The sequence below is a fragment of the Nocardia sp. NBC_00565 genome (assembly GCF_036345915.1).
In the GTDB taxonomy this organism is placed as follows: domain Bacteria; phylum Actinomycetota; class Actinomycetes; order Mycobacteriales; family Mycobacteriaceae; genus Nocardia.
In genome coordinates, this window is record NZ_CP107785.1 from 5,399,027 (window position 1) to 5,415,353 (window position 16,327).

Consider the following 16,327-nt stretch of genomic DNA (forward strand, 5'->3'; position numbering starts at 1 on the left):
TTCCGCGTCGGTATTACGAAGGGCGGCGCCGCGCGGCCTTCGACTGGGAGGTTCGCTGCGCATGGCAACCCCACCTCCTCATCGCCGCTGCCTGGCTGTCGCCATCGCAGATGTCCCAGATGCGCCACCAGACGCAAAGCTTCCGGTTGAAGGATACATGTGCCCGGGTGAACGTTCACCGTCGAATCGCGTAAATCCCGGGACCAACCCGCCGAACCTGAGCAGGGCCACACTGGCGCAGGTCAGGAAGCGAATGTCGCCGCGACGGCGCGTTCCACCTCGGGCCAGTTCGGCGTCCGAAATCCACCCCGAGCCGAGGCTGTCCATAACTATTCATCACTATCGGCTCCAGCTTGACCCGAATCGTCCTCCGACGCCACCGAATAAACGCCGACTGGCGGACATACGGCAGCTCGAGCACACTGGATGACGCGCTGGCTTCGATAGTTGTGCGCACGCGGCGCGGAACTGTTGCCCGCGTGGTGTGCGGCCGGAACAGTGGAGCAGTTGCCGCTAGGTTCGAGGAAACACACGAAGGAGATATCTGTGCGGTTCGGCATCTTCATTCCGCAAGGTTGGCGGCTAGATCTGGTCGGTATCGAACCGGCGGCGCAGTGGGGGGTCATGCGCGATCTCGCCCAGCGGATCGACAGTGGCGATCTCTGGGAGTCGATCTGGGTCTACGACCACTTCCACACGGTGCCGGTGCCGACCGAGGAGGCGACGCACGAGGCGTGGACATTGATGGCGGCGTTCGCGGCCAGCACCTCGCGGGTGCGGTTGGGGCAGATGTGTACCGCGATGAGCTACCGCAATCCGGCCTACCTGGCAAAGGTCGCGGCGACCACGGATCTGATCTCCGGCGGCCGGGTCGAGATGGGCATCGGCGGCGGCTGGTACGAACACGAGTGGCGCGCTTACGGCTACGGCTTCCCATCGGCCGGTGAGCGACTGGGCCGCCTGGACGAGGGCGTGCAGATCTTCAAGCAGGCCTGGACCGACGGCAAGGCCACCCTGGACGGCAAGTACTACCAGGTCGACGGCGCCATCGTGCGCCCGCTTCCGTTGCAGGACGGCGGAATTCCGCTGTGGATCGCGGGCGGCGGCGAGAAGAAGACGCTGCGGATCGCGGCGAAGTACGCGAATTACACCAACTTCAGCGGTGATCCGGAGGAGTTCACGCGCAAGTCCGAGATCCTGCGCGCGCACTGCGCCGATCTCGGTACCGATTTCGACGCCATCGTGCGCTCCTCGAACTTCAACGTGGTCATCGCGGCCACGGAAGCCGAAGTGCAAGAACGCCTTTCGGCATTGCAGGCGCAGCTGGCGGCCGTCATCGGCGAGGACAAGGCCAAGTCCTTCGTCGACGGCATGTTGCGCACCTCCGCCGCGGTCGGCACCCCCGAGCAGGTCATCGAAAACCTCACCAAGGTCCGCGATCTCGGCCTCGGCTACGCCATCTTCAACTTCCCCGAGGCCGCCTACGACACCTCCGGCATCGAACTCTTCGAGCGCGAAGTGGCACCTGCTCTGCGCTGATCTTCACCCGCGGCGAATGGGACGCCTTGCTCGCCGGGGCGATCGACGGCGAGTTCGACCGTTGCCGATCGCGATCACACCGAGAGCGACCAGCGCCACCGGAATCCCCAGGCGGGGCCGGTGGCGTTGTCCCCCGGGCGGACTGCCCCCGATCCTGCAATACGGATCCGCCCGCCCGCCCGGCGAGTACTCGCCCCAGTCGACCGCGAGCACTGTCCGCGGACTGTCGGTGCCGATCATCGTCTACTCCAGTTCCCGCGGTACCGCGGGCAGCACGCGCGACCGAGCGTTGCTGGCCGGCGCGACGTTGGTCACGGGATCCACCACCGATCTCACCGCGGAACTGGCCATCCTCGGCCTGCTCCCCCAGTGACAGCCGAAAACACACGGCGACATACGAAAAGGGTGACCTTCCGATCAACGGAGGCCACCCCTTTTCGCGTAAACGTCTACAGCATGCAGGACACGCAACCCTCGACTTCGGTGCCCTCGAGCGCCATCTGGCGCAACCGGATGTAGTAGAGCGTCTTGATGCCCTTGCGCCACGCGTAGATCTGCGCGCGGTTCAGGTCGCGGGTGGTGGCCGTGTCCTTGAAGAACAGCGTCAGCGACAGGCCCTGGTCCACGTGCTGGGTGGCCGCGGCGTAGGTGTCGATGATCTTCTCGTAGCCGATTTCGTAGGCGTCGTCGTAGTACTCGAGGTTGTCGTTGTCGAGGTAGGGCGCCGGGTAGTAGACGCGGCCGATCTTGCCTTCCTTGCGGATCTCGATCTTCGAGGCCACCGGGTGGATGGAGCTGGTGGAGTGGTTGATGTAGGAGATCGAACCGGTCGGCGGCACGGCCTGCAGATTCTGGTTGTAGATGCCGTGCTCCATGACCGAGGCCTTCAGCTCGAGCCAATCGGCCTGGGTCGGAATGTGCACGCCCGCATCGGCGAACAGCTGCGCGGCCCGCTCGGTCTTGGGCTCCCACACCTGCTCGGTGTACTTGTCGAAGTACTCACCGGAGGCGTACTTGGATTCGGGGAAACCGCCGAAGTAGCTGCCGCGCTCCTTCGCGATCAGGTTCGAGGCCCGAATCGCGTGGTACACCACGGTATAGAAGTAGATATTGGTGAAATCGATGCCCTCATCGGACCCGTAGTGCACCCGCTCGCGCGCCAGATACCCGTGCAGGTTCATCTGGCCGAGCCCGATCGCGTGGGATTCGTTGTTGCCCTGCTCGATCGAGGGCACCGAGTAGATGTGCGTCTGATCCGAGACCGCGGTCAGCGCGCGGATCGCCACCTCGATGGTGCGCGCGAAGTCGGGTGAATCCATCGTCTTGGCGATGTTCAGCGAGCCGAGGTTGCACGAAATGTCCTTGCCCACCTTGCTGTAGGACAGATCGTCGTTGAACAGCGACGGCGTCGAGACCTGCAGGATCTCCGAGCACAGATTCGAGTGGGTGATCTTGCCCGCGATCGGGTTGGCCCGGTTCACCGTGTCCTCGAACATGATGTAGGGGTAGCCGGATTCGAACTGCAGCTCGGCGATGGTCTGGAAGAACTCGCGCGCCTTGATCTTCGACTTGCGGATCCGCTTGTCGTCGACCATCTCGTAGTACTTCTCGGTCACATCGATATCGGCGAAGGGCTTGCCGTAGATGCGCTCCACGTCGTACGGCGAGAAGAGGTACATGTCCTCGTTCTTCTTCGCCAGCTCGAAGGTGATATCCGGGATCACCACACCCAGCGAGAGCGTTTTGATGCGGATCTTCTCGTCCGCGTTCTCCCGCTTGGTATCCAGGAACCGGTAGATATCCGGGTGGTGCGCGTGCAGGTATACCGCACCCGCACCTTGACGGGCACCGAGCTGGTTAGCGTAGGAGAACGAATCCTCGAGCAGCTTCATGATCGGAATGACGCCCGAGCTCTGGTTCTCGATCTTCTTGATCGGCGCGCCGTGCTCGCGAATGTTGCTGAGCAGCAACGCGACACCGCCGCCGCGCTTGGACAGCTGCAGCGCGGAGTTGATGGAGCGCCCGATGGACTCCATATTATCCTCGATGCGCAAAAGGAAGCAGTTGTGCACCACCGTGCCGCGAATCGTATAGGTGTGCGTTCCCTCGACGTGCAGGTTGTAGACCTGCTCGGGAGTCTCCTCGGTCCGCGTGATCTCCCGGACTCCGTACACATGGCGGCCATGCACCACTTGATAGGTGGTGCGTGTGGTGCCCTTACGACCCACGTAGTTGTGGAGGTTCTTGCCGACGTCGAAGATGAACTCTTCGTTCGTACCCGGGAGCCCCGGAACAAAGAGTTGACCGGTGATGTTGCCCGCCTGGTTGACATACCGGCGAACCGTGGCAATGACCCCGAGCCGCCGAAGAATCAACTGCACCTGATCGACCAGGTCAGGATTGACCAGGTCGAGGACGAGACCGCCGGTGGTGCAGCAGCCATCCCCACGGAACAACCCGGCCAGCAAGCCACGCTGGAATCCCTCGTTGGCGGTGAGAACATCATGGGACAACCACTTAGTGCTGTATCCGGTTCCGGCCATCGCGAGCATCAGCGAGGCCACGAGCTTGCTATTGCACACCATACGGACAGAGTTGTCCGAGTTGTTCGTGTGGACAGCTAGATCCGCTGCGAACACCTGTTTGAAGGCAGCCGTCAGTTCTTCCTGGTGGGCAGTTTCATGCGCGCCCAGCGTGAAGTGGATGCCATTCGGCTGCACTCCCCCGGTGCTGGAACGCTTGGAAACATGTCCCTCCGCGAGGTACCACCCGAGGATGAGGCCAAGATCATAGGACTCCGCCGCGTACCGATTCACCGAAACGAAGCGCTGGTGATGCCGCTGCTTGTTCCGATGCTTCGCGTCCGTGTTCACCTTGCGGATCAGACCGTCGACTTCTTCGTAGGTCCCGTCACCGGCGTGTTTCATCAGGTCGTACACGCGGCGGTCGCGACCAACTACTGGAGCTGCGGTCACGATGAAGTCCGACGGGTGCACATCCTGGGCCGCCAGCCACACGAAACCGTTGAACGGGTCAGCGCCATCACCCTCGATCAATGTGTCGACATCACGCGTGGTCCACACGAGAATTGGGTGTTCCGGCGTGCACCGGATCGGCTCCTTGTGCCCGAAGTGCGAAATCGACACCAGAGCTTGGTCGTTCGGGTTCTCCACCACCGCCTCCACAGCGCGGTAGGAGCCGTCGTGGGAGAGCACCCGGTCACCGGACTGCAACGTCTCGATTGCCCGCGGGCCGTCGATCGTGTCGACCGGTGTCCCCGCCGGAAAGCACGACACCGGCTCGCCGCGCTGCTTCTTGCCCGAGTTGAGGAAGGTCGGGGTGGCGGGCTGGAAACGGCCGTCGATGATCTCGTCGACCAGTTTGCCCGCGAGCACCTCGTCACCGGCGGCCAGCGTCAGCGCGACCATCACCACGCGGTCCTCGAACCGCTCCAGATAGCGCTTACCGTCAAAGGTCTTCAGGGTGTACGAGGTGTAGTACTTGAACGCGCCGAGGAAGGTCGGGAACCGGAACTTCTTGGCGTAGGCCTGCTGGAACAGCGACTTGATGAACGCGCGGCTGTACTGCTCGAGAACCTCTGCCTCGTAATAGTTCTCGTCGACCAGGTAGTCCAGCTTCTCGTCCAGATTGTGGAAGAAGACGGTGTTCTGGTTGACGTGCTGCAGGAAGTACTGGTGCGCGGCTTCGCGGTCCTTGTCGAACTGGATCTTGCCGTCGGCGCCGTACAGGTTCAGCATCGCGTTGAGGGCGTGGTAGTCCATCACCTCGCCCGCCTCGGCGTTCCGGACCGGGGGCTGCTCTAAGCGAGCCGTCTTGCCGGTCGGTGCTGTCGTTGCTGTTGCCAAAACAATCCCAATCCCTCTCGGACGCGCTCGACGTCCTCAGCGGTTCCCATGAGTTCGAAGCGATACAGGTAAGGCACCCCGCATTTGCGCGAGATCACCTCGCCCGCATAGCAGTAGGTATCGCCGAAGTTCGTATTTCCCGCCGCGACGACCCCGCGCAGCAGGGCGCGGTTGTGCGGATCGTTGAGGAACTTGGCGACCTGCCGCGGCACGAAATCCTTATCGGATCTGTTTCCCCCCAGTACGTGCCGACCGCCCCCGTAGGTGGGGACGATCAGCACGTAGGGTTCGTCTACGCGCAGCGAATCAGCGGTGTGCAGTGGTATACGAGTCGCCGGGAGTCCCAGCTTCTCGACGAAGCGATGCGTGTTCTCCGAGGCGCTGGAGAAGTAGACCAGCCCAGGAGCGGTGTCTGCGGGGTGACCCGCGGACGCTTTCCCTGTGGACATGGCTCTCTCCTGTTTTCATCGGATGAACCGGAAGCGAGAAAGGCGGTCAGGCCGCCACGGTCGCGAGCGACCTGATGCGATCGGGCCGGAAGCCGGACCAGTGATCCTCACCGGCGATGATGACCGGCGCCTGCAGGTAACCGAGCGCCATGACGTAGTCACGCGCCTCGTCGTTCTCGGAGATGTCGATGACTTCGTAGTCCACCCCGGCCTTGTCGAGCGCCTTGTAGGTGGCATTGCACTGGACGCAAGCGGGCTTGGTGTACACGGTGATGGTCATTGATGTCCCTCTCTCCTATGCCTGATCCACAGCCTGTGATCCGTATGCCGATCGTTTCCAGCGACCTGCAAGAGTCGCTACGGTGTGCTGATCCGACGTACCTGCGCAAACTCCTGGGCCGGTACCTGAAATCCCTGCTCAGCCGCTCGCGGCAGGAGCTGATCTCATCCCGTCTTCCAGTACGGAAGACACTACACCTAGTGGCCGACAGATTCATACAACACGACATGTTGCGAGTCACAAAGATGTGATTCCCGATCGGTAAGTACCTGGACGCTCGATTCGCAACCCGACACAACAGTGGCGCAGATCACAATTTCATACCGCAGCGGACTTCCAGCAAACCTCTTCGGCAGACAAAAAGGGCCGCCCCGCTCCGCGAACGGAGTGGGGCGGCCCTGCATCCAGGAACGCGGCGCTAGGCGGACACCAGTTCGCCGCTGGTCGCCCGAACGAGTTCGTGCACGGTCGCGCCGAGCTGGGTCAGCGCCTCGGCATCATCACGGGGATGCGCCTCGGTGAACCGCGCGCCGAATCCACCGAAGTGCAGGTGCGCGTCCTCCACGACGTTCGCGCCGGCCACACCGAGCGCCTTGACCACATCGCCGTGCGCCCACTTGGCCGCGTTCTGGCTGATCGAACCGCTCACCACCGCGACCGGACGATCCTTGAGCGCACCGGCGCCGTAGGGGCGCGAGGCCCAGTCGATGGCGTTCTTCAGTACGGCCGGAATGGTGCCGTTGTACTCGGGGGTGACCAGCAGCAGCCCATTGGATTCGGCGACCGCGGCGCGCAGCGCCTGCGCGGCGGCGGGCACGGAGCCGGGCACGTCGAGGTCTTCGTTGTAGAACGGGATATCGGCGAGGCCCTCGTAGATGGTGATCTCGACGCCCTCCGGCGCGGTCTGCACCGCGGCCTCGGCGAGCCGACGGTTGATCGATGCGGCACGGAGGCTGCCGATAAGAGCGAGGATGCGGGTCTGGGGCATGACGACTCCTGGTGTACTGAATGTGGTGTCCGAACTTCTGCCTACACTAACCGGACCATGGTCCGATTCCATTCCCGGGAGAACCGCGAGAGGCCTGTGAGCTACAGCACATCCACGCCGGACGGAATGATGCCGGAGCGCCCTTTACTCGGCGTCGGTGCACCCCTGCCCGGAAACCACGAACGCGCGGACGCCGCGCGCAACCGCCAGTTACTTCTGGACGCAGCGCAACAGCTGGTACGCGAGCAAGGCGTAGACAGCCTAACGATGGATGCGCTCGCCAAACGGGCCGGCGTCGGCAAGGGCACCGTCTTCCGCCGCTTCGGCAGCAGGTCAGGGCTGCTGCGGGCACTTTTGGATCATGCCGAGCGGAAATATCAGGAAGCGTTCATGTTCGGGCCGCCGCCGCTGGGGCCGGGGGCGGCACCGGTGGATCGGCTCATCGCCTTCGGGCGGGCCCGGCTGCTCGATATCGAGGTCGAAGGCGAACTGCACCGTGCCGCGGAGATCGGCGAGGCGAGCGACCGCTATACCGGCGCGCCGTACGAACTGCTCCGGTCGCATGTGTCGATGCTGTTGCGCCAGGCGAATATCGACGGCGATGCCACGCTGATCGCCGACGGGCTACTCGGCCTGCTCACGGCCGCGTTGGTGATGCATCAAATGCATGTCCTCGGCTACAGCCGGTGCCAGATCGGGGATAACTGGGAAGCCTTCGTTCGGCGCGTCGTCACCACGTTGCGCCCAGTAGAGTGACACGTCATGGGGAACCTGCGTGCACAGATCATCGCCGAGTTGGGCGTCCAGTCGAGTATCGAACCGAAGGTCGAAGTACGGCGCCGGATCGATTTCCTCAAGGACTATCTGAGCGCAAGTCCCGCACGGGGTTTCGTCCTCGGCATCAGCGGCGGCCAGGACAGCGCGCTGACCGGGCGACTGTGCCAGCTCGCCGCCGAGGAGCTGCGCGCCGACGGCGTCGATGCCGCATTCCTCGCGGTGCGGCTGCCCTATGGTGTGCAGGCCGATGAGGCCGATGCCCGGATCGCACTGCGGTTCATCCAGCCCGACCGCTCGGTGGTGGTCAATATCCGCCCCGGCGCCAATGCCGTTGCCGCCGAGGTCGCCTCGTCACTGAGTTCACCCACCCCGTCGGCTCCGCCGACTGCCAACCCCCGGCACGTGGACAAACTGCGTGATTTCGTGCGCGGCAATGTCAAGGCCCGCGAACGCATGGTGATCCAGTACGCCATCGCCGGACAGGAGAACATGCTCGTCGTCGGCACCGATCACGCCGCCGAGGCGGTCACCGGCTTCTTCACCAAATTCGGCGACGGCGGCGTGGACATCACCCCGCTCACCGGACTCACCAAGCGTCAGGGCGCGGCCCTGCTGCAGGAACTCGGCGCACCGTCGAGCATCTGGTCCAAGGTCCCCACCGCCGACCTCGAGGACGACCGCCCCGCGCTGCCCGACGAGGAGGCATTGGGTCTGCGCTACAGCGAGATCGATGACTATCTGGAGGGCAAGGACGTCACCCCCGAGGTCGCCGAGAAGCTGGAGACGATGTTCCGGAACACCCGCCACAAGCGCACCGTGCCGGTCACACCGCTCGACACTTGGTGGCGCTGAGTACTTCCGGTCGGGCTACTTCCGGTCCGCTTCCTCGATCAGCCTGCGGTGCAGTTCCGTGGTCATCGCATGAATGGACTTCGTCAGCTCGAGATCGGACTTGAGCTGTAACTCCTGCTCGGTGAAGTCGTGGTCGGCCTTCAACTGCTGGAACTGCGCCTGCCGGTTCTGGCCGATCATCACGAAAGTCGACAGGAAGATCGCCTCCAGCGAGACGACCAGTGTCAGGGTCGGCCACGGACTCTTCTCGAACCACAGCATCCAGACCGCGAACAACACCGCGTGGATATAGACGAACTGCATCGACCCGGCGAACTTGGTGATCTGGTCGGCGAGCCGGAGCTGGAGGCTGGCCGCCCGCATCTCCTGCTGCTTCAGGACGGTGGGATGCAGCGGCGACTTCGGCGGCTTCAGCATGGGACGGTCGGCCTCCTCGAAGTGGAGCAACGAAATGCGTTGGCGCCGATGCTAACGCGGTCCCTTCCCCCGCACAGGGTCGCGGACACTCCCAGCGCGAGTTCCACCGGCGCCATCGCACTGTTCGCCGCTGCGCCGACACGATCAGCAGCGGCCATGGCGTGTCCCGACCAACCACCTGACAGTCGGCGGGCGGACGAGACAGGAGGGTCAGCCGCCTGCGAAGGGAGGGAGGACGTCGACCCGGGGGGTGAGGAGGGCGGAGGGGTCGCGGGTTAGTTCGTCGCCGACGAGGTAGGCGCAGACGGCGAGCATTTTGTCGAGGTCGGGGCCGTAGGAGTCGGCGAGGATGGTGCGCAGATCGGCGACCGTGGCGTCGGCCGGGAAATCCAGGGTTTCCCGATCCTTGCCGACGGCGTCGGCGATCGCGGCGAAGTAGCGGATCTCAACCACCGATGGCTCCCATCGTGCGTTCCGGGGGGATGAAGTCCTCGGCATCGATACCGTGGCCGGCCCACTTGTTCCACATGGCGCCGCGCCAGATGGTGGCGATCTCATCGTCGTCGGCGCCCATGCGCAGCGCATTGCGGACATCGAATTCCTGATCGCTGAACAGGCACGACCGCAGCATGCCGTCGGCGGTGAGCCGGGTCCGGTCGCAGGTGTCGCAGAACTTGCGGGTCACCGTCGCGATGATGCCGACGGTGGCCGGGCCGCCGTCGACGAGCCACTGCTCCGCGGGGGCCGACGGATCCGAACGGCCCGCCTCGGTGAGGGTGAACCGAGTGCCGAGCACATCGAGCAATTCGGCCGCGGTCACCATATTGGCGCGGGCCCATTCGTGATCGGCGTCCAGCGGCATCTCCTCGATGAACCGCAGTTGGCAGCACTCGTCCAGACACCACCGCAGCAGATCCGGCGCACCGGCGAGAGTGTCGCGCATCAGCACGGCGTTGATCTTCATCGGCGCGAGACCGACGTCCCTGGCGGCGCGGATGCCCGCGAAGACCGACTCGAGTCGGTCGCGTCGGGTCAGCCGGGCGAAGCCGAGCCGATCCACCGTATCCAGCGAGACATTCACCCGGCTCAGCCCGGCGGCCGCGAGTCCGCGGGCCCGATGGGCCAGACCGACACCATTGGTCGTCATGGAAAGCGGGGTCCCGGGCACCAGCGCGTGGCAGCCCGCGATGATCCGCTCGAGATCGCGGCGCAGCAGCGGCTCGCCGCCGGTGAACCTGACCTCGCGCACCCCCAACTCCCGCACCGCGAGCGCGACCAGGCGCCCGATCTCCTCGACGGTCAGTAGTTCGTCCTGCGGAATCGCGGGCAGGCCCTCCTCGGGCATGCAATAGGTGCAGCGCAGCGAGCACTTCTCGGTGATCGATACGCGCAGATCGCGTGCCGTCCGCCCGAATCGATCCACCAGGTACGGCGTGTCCGGGCGTCCGTCGAGGGAGGGCAGCCTGGACCGCACGGCGGGAATCCCCATCTCGACCAGCGTCACAAGTCCATTATGACCGGTCCGCGTGCTGTGCTCACGGGCAGACCGCACCATTCTGGCCTCACAAAGACCGAGATCAGCAGGTGAGTGTTCGTGCGAAACGACAAGAGAACCCGCTACCGATCGGCGATTAGGCTGGCCGCATGACCTCGCGCTCCGCCACCTCCGGTGGCCACCGGCAACCCCGCCCCGCCGCGGCCCGGTCCGTCGACGCGTACCGCGACACCATCGAGCAGTTGTTGCGCCCGCTGGCCGCGCGGGCGGTCGAATCCGTCGCCGTGCCCGCGGCGCTGGGCCGACAGCTGGCCGAGGATCTGCACGCTCCGGTGGACCTGCCGGTATTCCGCAATTCCGCGATGGACGGTTACGCGGTGCGCGCCGAATCGGTGGTGGTCACGCCGGTGACGCTGCCGCTGGCCGGTGTGGTCGCCGCGGGCGCCGCCGGACAGACGCCGTTACCGCCCGGCGCGGCCATGAAGGTGATGACGGGTGCGCCGATTCCGCCGGGCGCCGATTGTGTGGTGCCAGTGGAGGACGTGCGCAGCGACGGCGCGATGGTGACCGTCGAACGGGGCCGCACCGCGGGCGAGTTCGTGCGCGAACCGGGTACCGACGTGCGCACCGGCGACCTGCTGGCGCGAGCGGGAACCATCTTGGCGCCCCGCCACATTGCCGCGCTGGCGGCGGTCGGGCTACCGACGGTGCCGGTCTTCCAGCCGATTCGCGCGGCGGTCATCACCACCGGCGACGAACTCGTCTGTGCCGGAACACCATTGCGCCCCGGCCAGATCTACAACTCCAACGGCATCGCCCTCGCCGCCGCGCTCACCGCCAACAGTGTCGAGGTCGTTTCGGTCGAGCACAGCACCGACGATCCGGCGAAATTCCGCGCATTGCTCACCGCCGCAACGGCATCCGCCGATGTCGTGTTCACCTCCGGTGGGGTCTCCAAGGGTGATTTCGAGGTGGTCAAGGATGTCCTGCGGCCGCTGGGCGGCGAATTCGGCTCGGTCGCGGTGCAACCCGGTGGGCCACAGGGTCTCACCGTCGTCGACGGCGTGCCGGTACTGAGCTTTCCCGGAAATCCGGTGAGCACCATGGTGTCCTTCGAGGTATTCGCCCGGCCCATGCTGCGCCGGCTCGCGGGCCTGCCCGAGGTGCAGATCTATCAGGTCCCGCTGCGCAATCCGGTGCGCTCGCCCGAGGGGCGTCGCCAATTCCTGCGCGGACAACTCGTGCGCGAGGACGGCGCGGCACCCGGCTTGTATCGCGGACCCGCGGCCGTCGAAGTCGTGTCCGGGCCCGGTTCCCATCTCATCGCGGGCATGGCCTGGGCGGATGTGCTGATCGATGTGCCGGCGGAGGTCACCTCGCTGGCCGTCGGCGCGACTGTGCGAGTGTGGTTGCTATGAGTGAGTTGTCCCATGTCGACCGGGAAGGGCGCGCCCGCATGGTCGATGTGAGCGCGAAATCCGACAGCACCCGGATCGCGGTCGCGGCCGGTGAGTTGCGGACCACCGCCGAGGTGATCGCACTGGTGCGGGCCGACGACATGCCGAAGGCCGATGTGCTGTCCACCGCGCGGATCGCCGGAATCGCGGGTGCGAAGAAGACCTCGGAACTCATTCCGCTGTGCCATCAGCTGGCACTGTCCTCGGTCAAGGTCGAGTTCGGCTTCACCGACACCACCATCACGATCGAGGCGAGCGCGAAGACCAAGGGCCCCACCGGTGTCGAGATGGAGGCACTCACCGCGGTCGCGGTGGCTGGTTTGACGCTGCACGACATGGTGAAGGCGGTCGATCCGGCGGCGACACTGAACGGCGTGCGGCTGCTCACCAAAGAGGGTGGCAAACACGGACATTGGGAGCGACCCGAGGAGCAGGCGCCGGACACCACGATCCGGTTGCTGGAGAACGAGGCACCCGCAACCGAATCCGCCATCGAAACCGCGGATGACGAACAGCCGGAAGACTTCTCCGATACCGAATCGCGAACGGCGGTGGTGCTGGTCGCCTCGACCGGCGCCGCGATCGGCACTCGCGTGGACACCACCGGCCCGGTGCTCGCGGAATGGCTTGGCGAACTCGGCTTTTCGGTGCGCGGCCCGCTGATATACGCGGACGCCGAGATCGAGATCGGCCTCGTCGACGCGCTGCGCTTCGCGCCGTCGCTGGTGGTCAGCACCGGCGGCACCGGCGCCTCCCCCACCGATGCGACACCCGAGGCGACGCTGGCCGTGCTCGATCGCGAATTGCCGGGTGTCGCCGAGGCGATTCGCCAGCGCGGCACCGCGAAGTTCCCGCTGGCCGCGCTCAGCCGCGGGGTGGCCGGACTGGCGGGCCGATCGGTCATCGTGAATCTGCCCGGCTCCCCCGGTGGGGTCAAAGACGGTATGGCGGTGCTCGAACCGCTGCTGGATCATCTGCTAGCGCAAGTAGCCGGAGGCGGCAACCATGACAACAAGTGAATTCGCGGCCGTGCGCCTGGCCGGCATCAGCGATCAGCCGTTGGATCCGGCCGCGGTCGAGGCCGCGGTCACCGGACCGGAGCACGGCGCGGTGGTGGTCTTCACCGGCAAGGTGCGCGATCACGATGGCGGACAGGCGGTTTCCGCGCTGGAGTACTCCGCGCATCCGGAAGCCGAACGGTTTCTGCGCAATTGCTGTGCCGAACTCGCCGCACGCTCCGGGCTACCGGTCGCGGCCGTCCACCGGATCGGGCCGCTGACCGTCGGCGATCTCGCGATCGTTGTCGCGGCCGCCGCCCCGCACCGCGCCGAGGCCTTTGCCACCTGTGCGGAATTGGTGGATCGGATCAAGCACGAGGTGCCGATCTGGAAGCGCCAGTTGTTCGCCGACGGACTCTCGGAATGGGTAAACGCCTGCGGGTAAAGGGCCATTGCCGATGATTAACCGCACGGTCAGCGACCGTCGAGTTGGCCGAAACAACACTGTGACGCGATTCCAATGACGATTCAATACCCCGGAGTTAGGTTCTCCCCCAGAAGATTCGTCGATCCGCGTCAGAAGGGGACGTAGTGGGAACCGATCAGGTATTGCTGCACAGATTCGTCATCGCGCAGCTCACCGCGGCGGGCCTGGACCGAGATCGATTGATCCGCGAGACCGGACTACCCGAATGGACCATGGCGGGCGAGGACGTGCACCTACCGAGCCACACCTTCTCCCGACTCTGGGAACTCGGCGAACACGGGCTCGGCGATCCGAATGTCGCACTGAATGTGGCCAGTCGCTACCAGCTCAACAGCCTCGGCCTCTACGACTATCTGTTCTCCACCGCGCCGACGCTCGGTGCGGGCTTGGCGACCTGCGGCCCCTACGTCGCCGCGGTGACCACCAATCACCGCTTCAACCTGGTCACCGAGAACGAGCACGAGGTCACCCTCTACCTCGACATGATCGACGGCGAGGGCCGCGGCCGCGACCTCACCCAACTGTGGGGGTTGGCGGCGGTCCTCAGCCGGGCGCGGCGGGTGGTCCGCGAACCGATCGTTGCGCTGCGAGTGGCACTGCGGCAGCGCGCACCGGCCAAATCCGATACTTTCATCGAGGTATTCGGCACCGCCGCGATCGAATTCGACGCGCCGGTCGATGCGATGACCTTCCGCGCCGCCGATATGGAACTGCCGCTGACCACCAGCGATCCGGTGCTGGCCACCGTACTGCAGCCGCTCGCCGACGCACTCCCGCCACCGCCGCCGTTGGCGACCGCGTGGTCGGATCGGGTCGCGGCCGCAGTGGCCGACGCGCTGGAGCAGGGTGAGGTCTCGCTGGAGCAGGTGGCCCGCCGACTCGCTACCAGCCCGCGCACACTGCAGCGCAGATTGATGGAGTCGGGCACCACGTGGCGACTGGAACTGGACCGAGCGCGCAATGCGCGCCTCGCACAGGCGTCCGCGGGTGGGCTGCCATTGAGCAGAACACGCCAAGCCGAACTACTCGGATACTCCGATGTCGGCTCGATGCGGCGGGCGGCCCGGCGTCGATCCATGACCCAGCTCATGTACCGATCGGACCTACCCGCCTGATCCGCCCCATCACACCTTCAGGAAGGTGGCGGCGATCCGCCAGAACGTGGAGTCCTCGATGGCGCGGAAATCCCAGCTGTCGGCGATATCTCGGGTCGCGGCGACAATGGCGGCCACATCGAAATCATCGCGAGTAGCGGTGCCCTTGGCCTCCAGTGCGGCGACCACATACGCGGTGGCGCTCTCCCAGGTCTCTGACACGGAACTCTCCAATCGGTCGTAGAGACAAATACGGTCGATCGCGGTTCGGCGACGAGCCAGCACCGCGCACGGCAAGTTCGCTCCGTTGCGCACGTGCCGCGCGCGGCGGGGCACATGTGTCAGTTTCGTGTCCGCGCGGTGGCGCGCCAAGTACCGAACGCGCCAGCTTCGAGCAGAACCCGCCAACTTGCGGTGTCAGTGCGGGGTGTAGCGCCAGATGCCGAGCATCGCTTGGGGATCCAGCGGTTCGGCGGCGGTGTGCACCGTGTCGTGTAAACGTGCGAGCGCCGCGTCGGCGGGCAGGCCCGCGCCGATCAAGACCAACTGAGTGGTGCGCGATTCGCCGCGTGACCAGGAGTCCGGCTCGAAAACGATATGGCGACCGACCATGTGCAGCACGAACTTCCGGCGTTCGGCCGCGACACCGAAGGCGGCGAAACCCTTGGCGCGGAACAGGCCGGGCGGCGGGTCCTCGAGGAATTCGATCAGGCGGCGCGGATCCAATTCCCGTTCGCTGGTGAAGGACACGCTGGTGTAGTCGTCGTGCAGATGCCGGTGCGCGGCGTGGTCATGGTCGTGGTGGTGCTCGTGGTCGTGCTCGGCGAGCAGTTCGTCGAAGCTCAATTGTTCGGCGACCCGCGGTATTTCACGCAGCGGCTCGTCGAACAGCAGACCCGGGTCGATGCGCCCGTGTGTGGTCGCGTAGACCGGCACCTGCCCGATCAACTCGATGATCTCCTGCCGCAACCGATCCAGCCGATCGCGCGGCACCCGATCGGCCTTGTTCAGCACCACCAGATCCGCGAGTCGCAGATGGGTGGCGAGTTCGGGATGACGCTCGCGACTGTCCGGGAACTGTTCGGCGTCGACCACTTCGACCAGACCGCCGTAGCGGATGCGCGGGTTCTCGGTGCCCACCACCATCCGAATCAGATTGCGCGGTTCGGCCAGGCCGCTGGCCTCCACCACGATCACATCGATCTTGGCGCGCGGTTGCGCCAGCCTGGTGAACAGCTCATCCAGTTCACCGACGTCCACCGCACAGCAGACGCAGCCGTTGCCGAGCGACACCATCGCATCGACCTGTCCGGCCACCAGCATCGAATCGATATTGATGGCCCCGAAATCGTTGACCACCACCCCGATCCGCGTGCCCCGGTTGTTGCGCAGCAGATGGTTGAGCAGCGTTGTCTTCCCGGATCCGAGAAACCCGGCGACGATCAGAACAGGTATCCGCTCGGCCACCCGGCAGAGTCTATTGGCAGCACCTGCGGCGCTGTACGTTCGCGGGCCCCGATATCACGCTGACCCTTTCGAGCGACCTGCAAGCAGTCGCTAGCGTCCGAGCCGTCGAGACATACGACTTCGTCGCATGCGCTTCGACGGCTCGGCTGTGTTCGATAGCC

Annotated in this window: 16 protein-coding genes and 3 pseudogenes; 8 read left to right on the plus strand and 11 right to left on the minus strand. The window is 65.2% G+C overall.

The window, feature by feature from the left end:
* Window positions 1-546: 546 nt before the first annotated feature.
* A complete protein-coding gene (locus tag OG874_RS25235) occupies window positions 547-1,539 on the plus strand; it encodes an LLM class F420-dependent oxidoreductase (protein ID WP_330249618.1) in 993 nt (330 codons plus the stop codon).
* Window positions 1,540-1,600: 61 nt separating this feature from the next.
* Entirely contained in the window at window positions 1,601-1,912 is a 312-nt protein-coding gene (locus OG874_RS25240) for a hypothetical protein (protein WP_330249619.1), read from the plus strand.
* A gap of 76 nt (window positions 1,913-1,988) precedes the next feature.
* Here OG874_RS25240 and nrdE read toward each other — a convergent pair.
* The 6 genes and pseudogenes from nrdE to OG874_RS25270 form a co-directional block, all read right to left on the minus strand.
* A pseudogene (gene nrdE / locus OG874_RS25245) lies at window positions 1,989-3,605 on the minus strand (class 1b ribonucleoside-diphosphate reductase subunit alpha); the annotation flags it as partial.
* Between the two features lie 24 nt (window positions 3,606-3,629).
* A pseudogene (locus OG874_RS25250) lies at window positions 3,630-4,835 on the minus strand (LAGLIDADG family homing endonuclease); the annotation flags it as partial.
* Window positions 4,824-5,321 (minus strand): annotated as a pseudogene (locus OG874_RS25255) (ribonucleotide reductase N-terminal alpha domain-containing protein); the annotation flags it as partial. The pseudogenes OG874_RS25255 and OG874_RS25250, both read right to left, overlap by 12 nt.
* A 38-nt stretch (window positions 5,322-5,359) precedes the next feature.
* On the minus strand, window positions 5,360-5,854 hold the full coding sequence (gene nrdI, locus OG874_RS25260) for a class Ib ribonucleoside-diphosphate reductase assembly flavoprotein NrdI (protein WP_330249620.1): 495 nt from the start codon (window positions 5,852-5,854) through the stop codon (window positions 5,360-5,362).
* Window positions 5,855-5,900: 46 nt separating this feature from the next.
* The gene (gene nrdH, locus OG874_RS25265) at window positions 5,901-6,134 is read right to left on the minus strand and encodes a glutaredoxin-like protein NrdH (protein WP_330249621.1); all 234 of its coding nucleotides are present in this window, start codon (window positions 6,132-6,134) and stop codon (window positions 5,901-5,903) included.
* 418 nt (window positions 6,135-6,552) lie between these two features.
* A complete protein-coding gene (locus tag OG874_RS25270) occupies window positions 6,553-7,122 on the minus strand; it encodes an NAD(P)H-dependent oxidoreductase (protein WP_330249622.1) in 570 nt (189 codons plus the stop codon).
* 129 nt (window positions 7,123-7,251) lie between these two features.
* Here OG874_RS25270 and OG874_RS25275 point away from each other — a divergent pair, with 129 nt between their 5' ends.
* Together OG874_RS25275 and nadE are read left to right on the plus strand one after the other, a co-directional pair.
* Window positions 7,252-7,878, plus strand: coding sequence for a TetR/AcrR family transcriptional regulator (locus OG874_RS25275; protein WP_330257405.1), 627 nt, complete (start codon window positions 7,252-7,254; stop codon window positions 7,876-7,878).
* Window positions 7,879-7,884: 6 nt separating this feature from the next.
* Complete coding sequence (gene nadE, locus OG874_RS25280; RefSeq protein WP_330249623.1) at window positions 7,885-8,751, plus strand: ammonia-dependent NAD(+) synthetase; 867 nt, start codon at window positions 7,885-7,887, stop codon at window positions 8,749-8,751.
* Window positions 8,752-8,766: 15 nt separating this feature from the next.
* On the opposite strand, the gene OG874_RS25285 is transcribed toward nadE, so the two are convergent.
* From OG874_RS25285 to moaA, 3 genes are all read right to left on the minus strand, one after another.
* Window positions 8,767-9,168 (minus strand): DUF1003 domain-containing protein, encoded by a 402-nt coding sequence (locus tag OG874_RS25285; protein WP_330249624.1) that lies wholly within the window; start codon window positions 9,166-9,168, stop codon window positions 8,767-8,769.
* A 210-nt stretch (window positions 9,169-9,378) separates the two neighbouring features.
* Window positions 9,379-9,621 carry a MoaD/ThiS family protein gene (locus OG874_RS25290; protein ID WP_330249625.1) on the minus strand — a complete coding sequence of 81 codons (243 nt, stop codon included), beginning with the start codon at window positions 9,619-9,621 and terminating at the stop codon, window positions 9,379-9,381.
* On the minus strand, window positions 9,614-10,672 hold the full coding sequence (gene moaA / locus OG874_RS25295) for a GTP 3',8-cyclase MoaA (RefSeq protein ID WP_330249626.1): 1,059 nt from the start codon (window positions 10,670-10,672) through the stop codon (window positions 9,614-9,616). Before moaA ends, OG874_RS25290 begins: the two co-directional genes overlap by 8 nt.
* A gap of 140 nt (window positions 10,673-10,812) precedes the next feature.
* Here moaA and OG874_RS25300 point away from each other — a divergent pair, with 140 nt between their 5' ends.
* The 4 genes from OG874_RS25300 to OG874_RS25315 all read left to right on the plus strand — a co-directional run bounded on the left by OG874_RS25300 (window position 10,813) and on the right by OG874_RS25315 (window position 14,720).
* The gene (locus tag OG874_RS25300; RefSeq protein ID WP_330249627.1) at window positions 10,813-12,081 is read left to right on the plus strand and encodes a molybdopterin molybdotransferase MoeA; all 1,269 of its coding nucleotides are present in this window, start codon (window positions 10,813-10,815) and stop codon (window positions 12,079-12,081) included.
* Entirely contained in the window at window positions 12,078-13,139 is a 1,062-nt protein-coding gene (moaCB, locus tag OG874_RS25305) for a bifunctional molybdenum cofactor biosynthesis protein MoaC/MoaB (protein WP_330249628.1), read from the plus strand. Before OG874_RS25300 ends, moaCB begins: the two co-directional genes overlap by 4 nt.
* Complete coding sequence (locus OG874_RS25310) at window positions 13,126-13,563, plus strand: molybdenum cofactor biosynthesis protein MoaE (RefSeq protein WP_330249629.1); 438 nt, start codon at window positions 13,126-13,128, stop codon at window positions 13,561-13,563. Before moaCB ends, OG874_RS25310 begins: the two co-directional genes overlap by 14 nt.
* Before the next feature lie 146 nt (window positions 13,564-13,709).
* A complete protein-coding gene (locus OG874_RS25315; protein ID WP_330249630.1) occupies window positions 13,710-14,720 on the plus strand; it encodes an AraC family transcriptional regulator in 1,011 nt (336 codons plus the stop codon).
* A 9-nt stretch (window positions 14,721-14,729) separates the two neighbouring features.
* On the opposite strand, the gene OG874_RS25320 is transcribed toward OG874_RS25315, so the two are convergent.
* Window positions 14,730-14,921 carry a hypothetical protein gene (locus OG874_RS25320; RefSeq protein ID WP_330249631.1) on the minus strand — a complete coding sequence of 64 codons (192 nt, stop codon included), beginning with the start codon at window positions 14,919-14,921 and terminating at the stop codon, window positions 14,730-14,732.
* 195 nt (window positions 14,922-15,116) lie between these two features.
* A complete protein-coding gene (locus OG874_RS25325) occupies window positions 15,117-16,166 on the minus strand; it encodes a CobW family GTP-binding protein (RefSeq protein WP_330249632.1) in 1,050 nt (349 codons plus the stop codon).
* Between the last annotated feature and the right edge of the window lie 161 nt (window positions 16,167-16,327).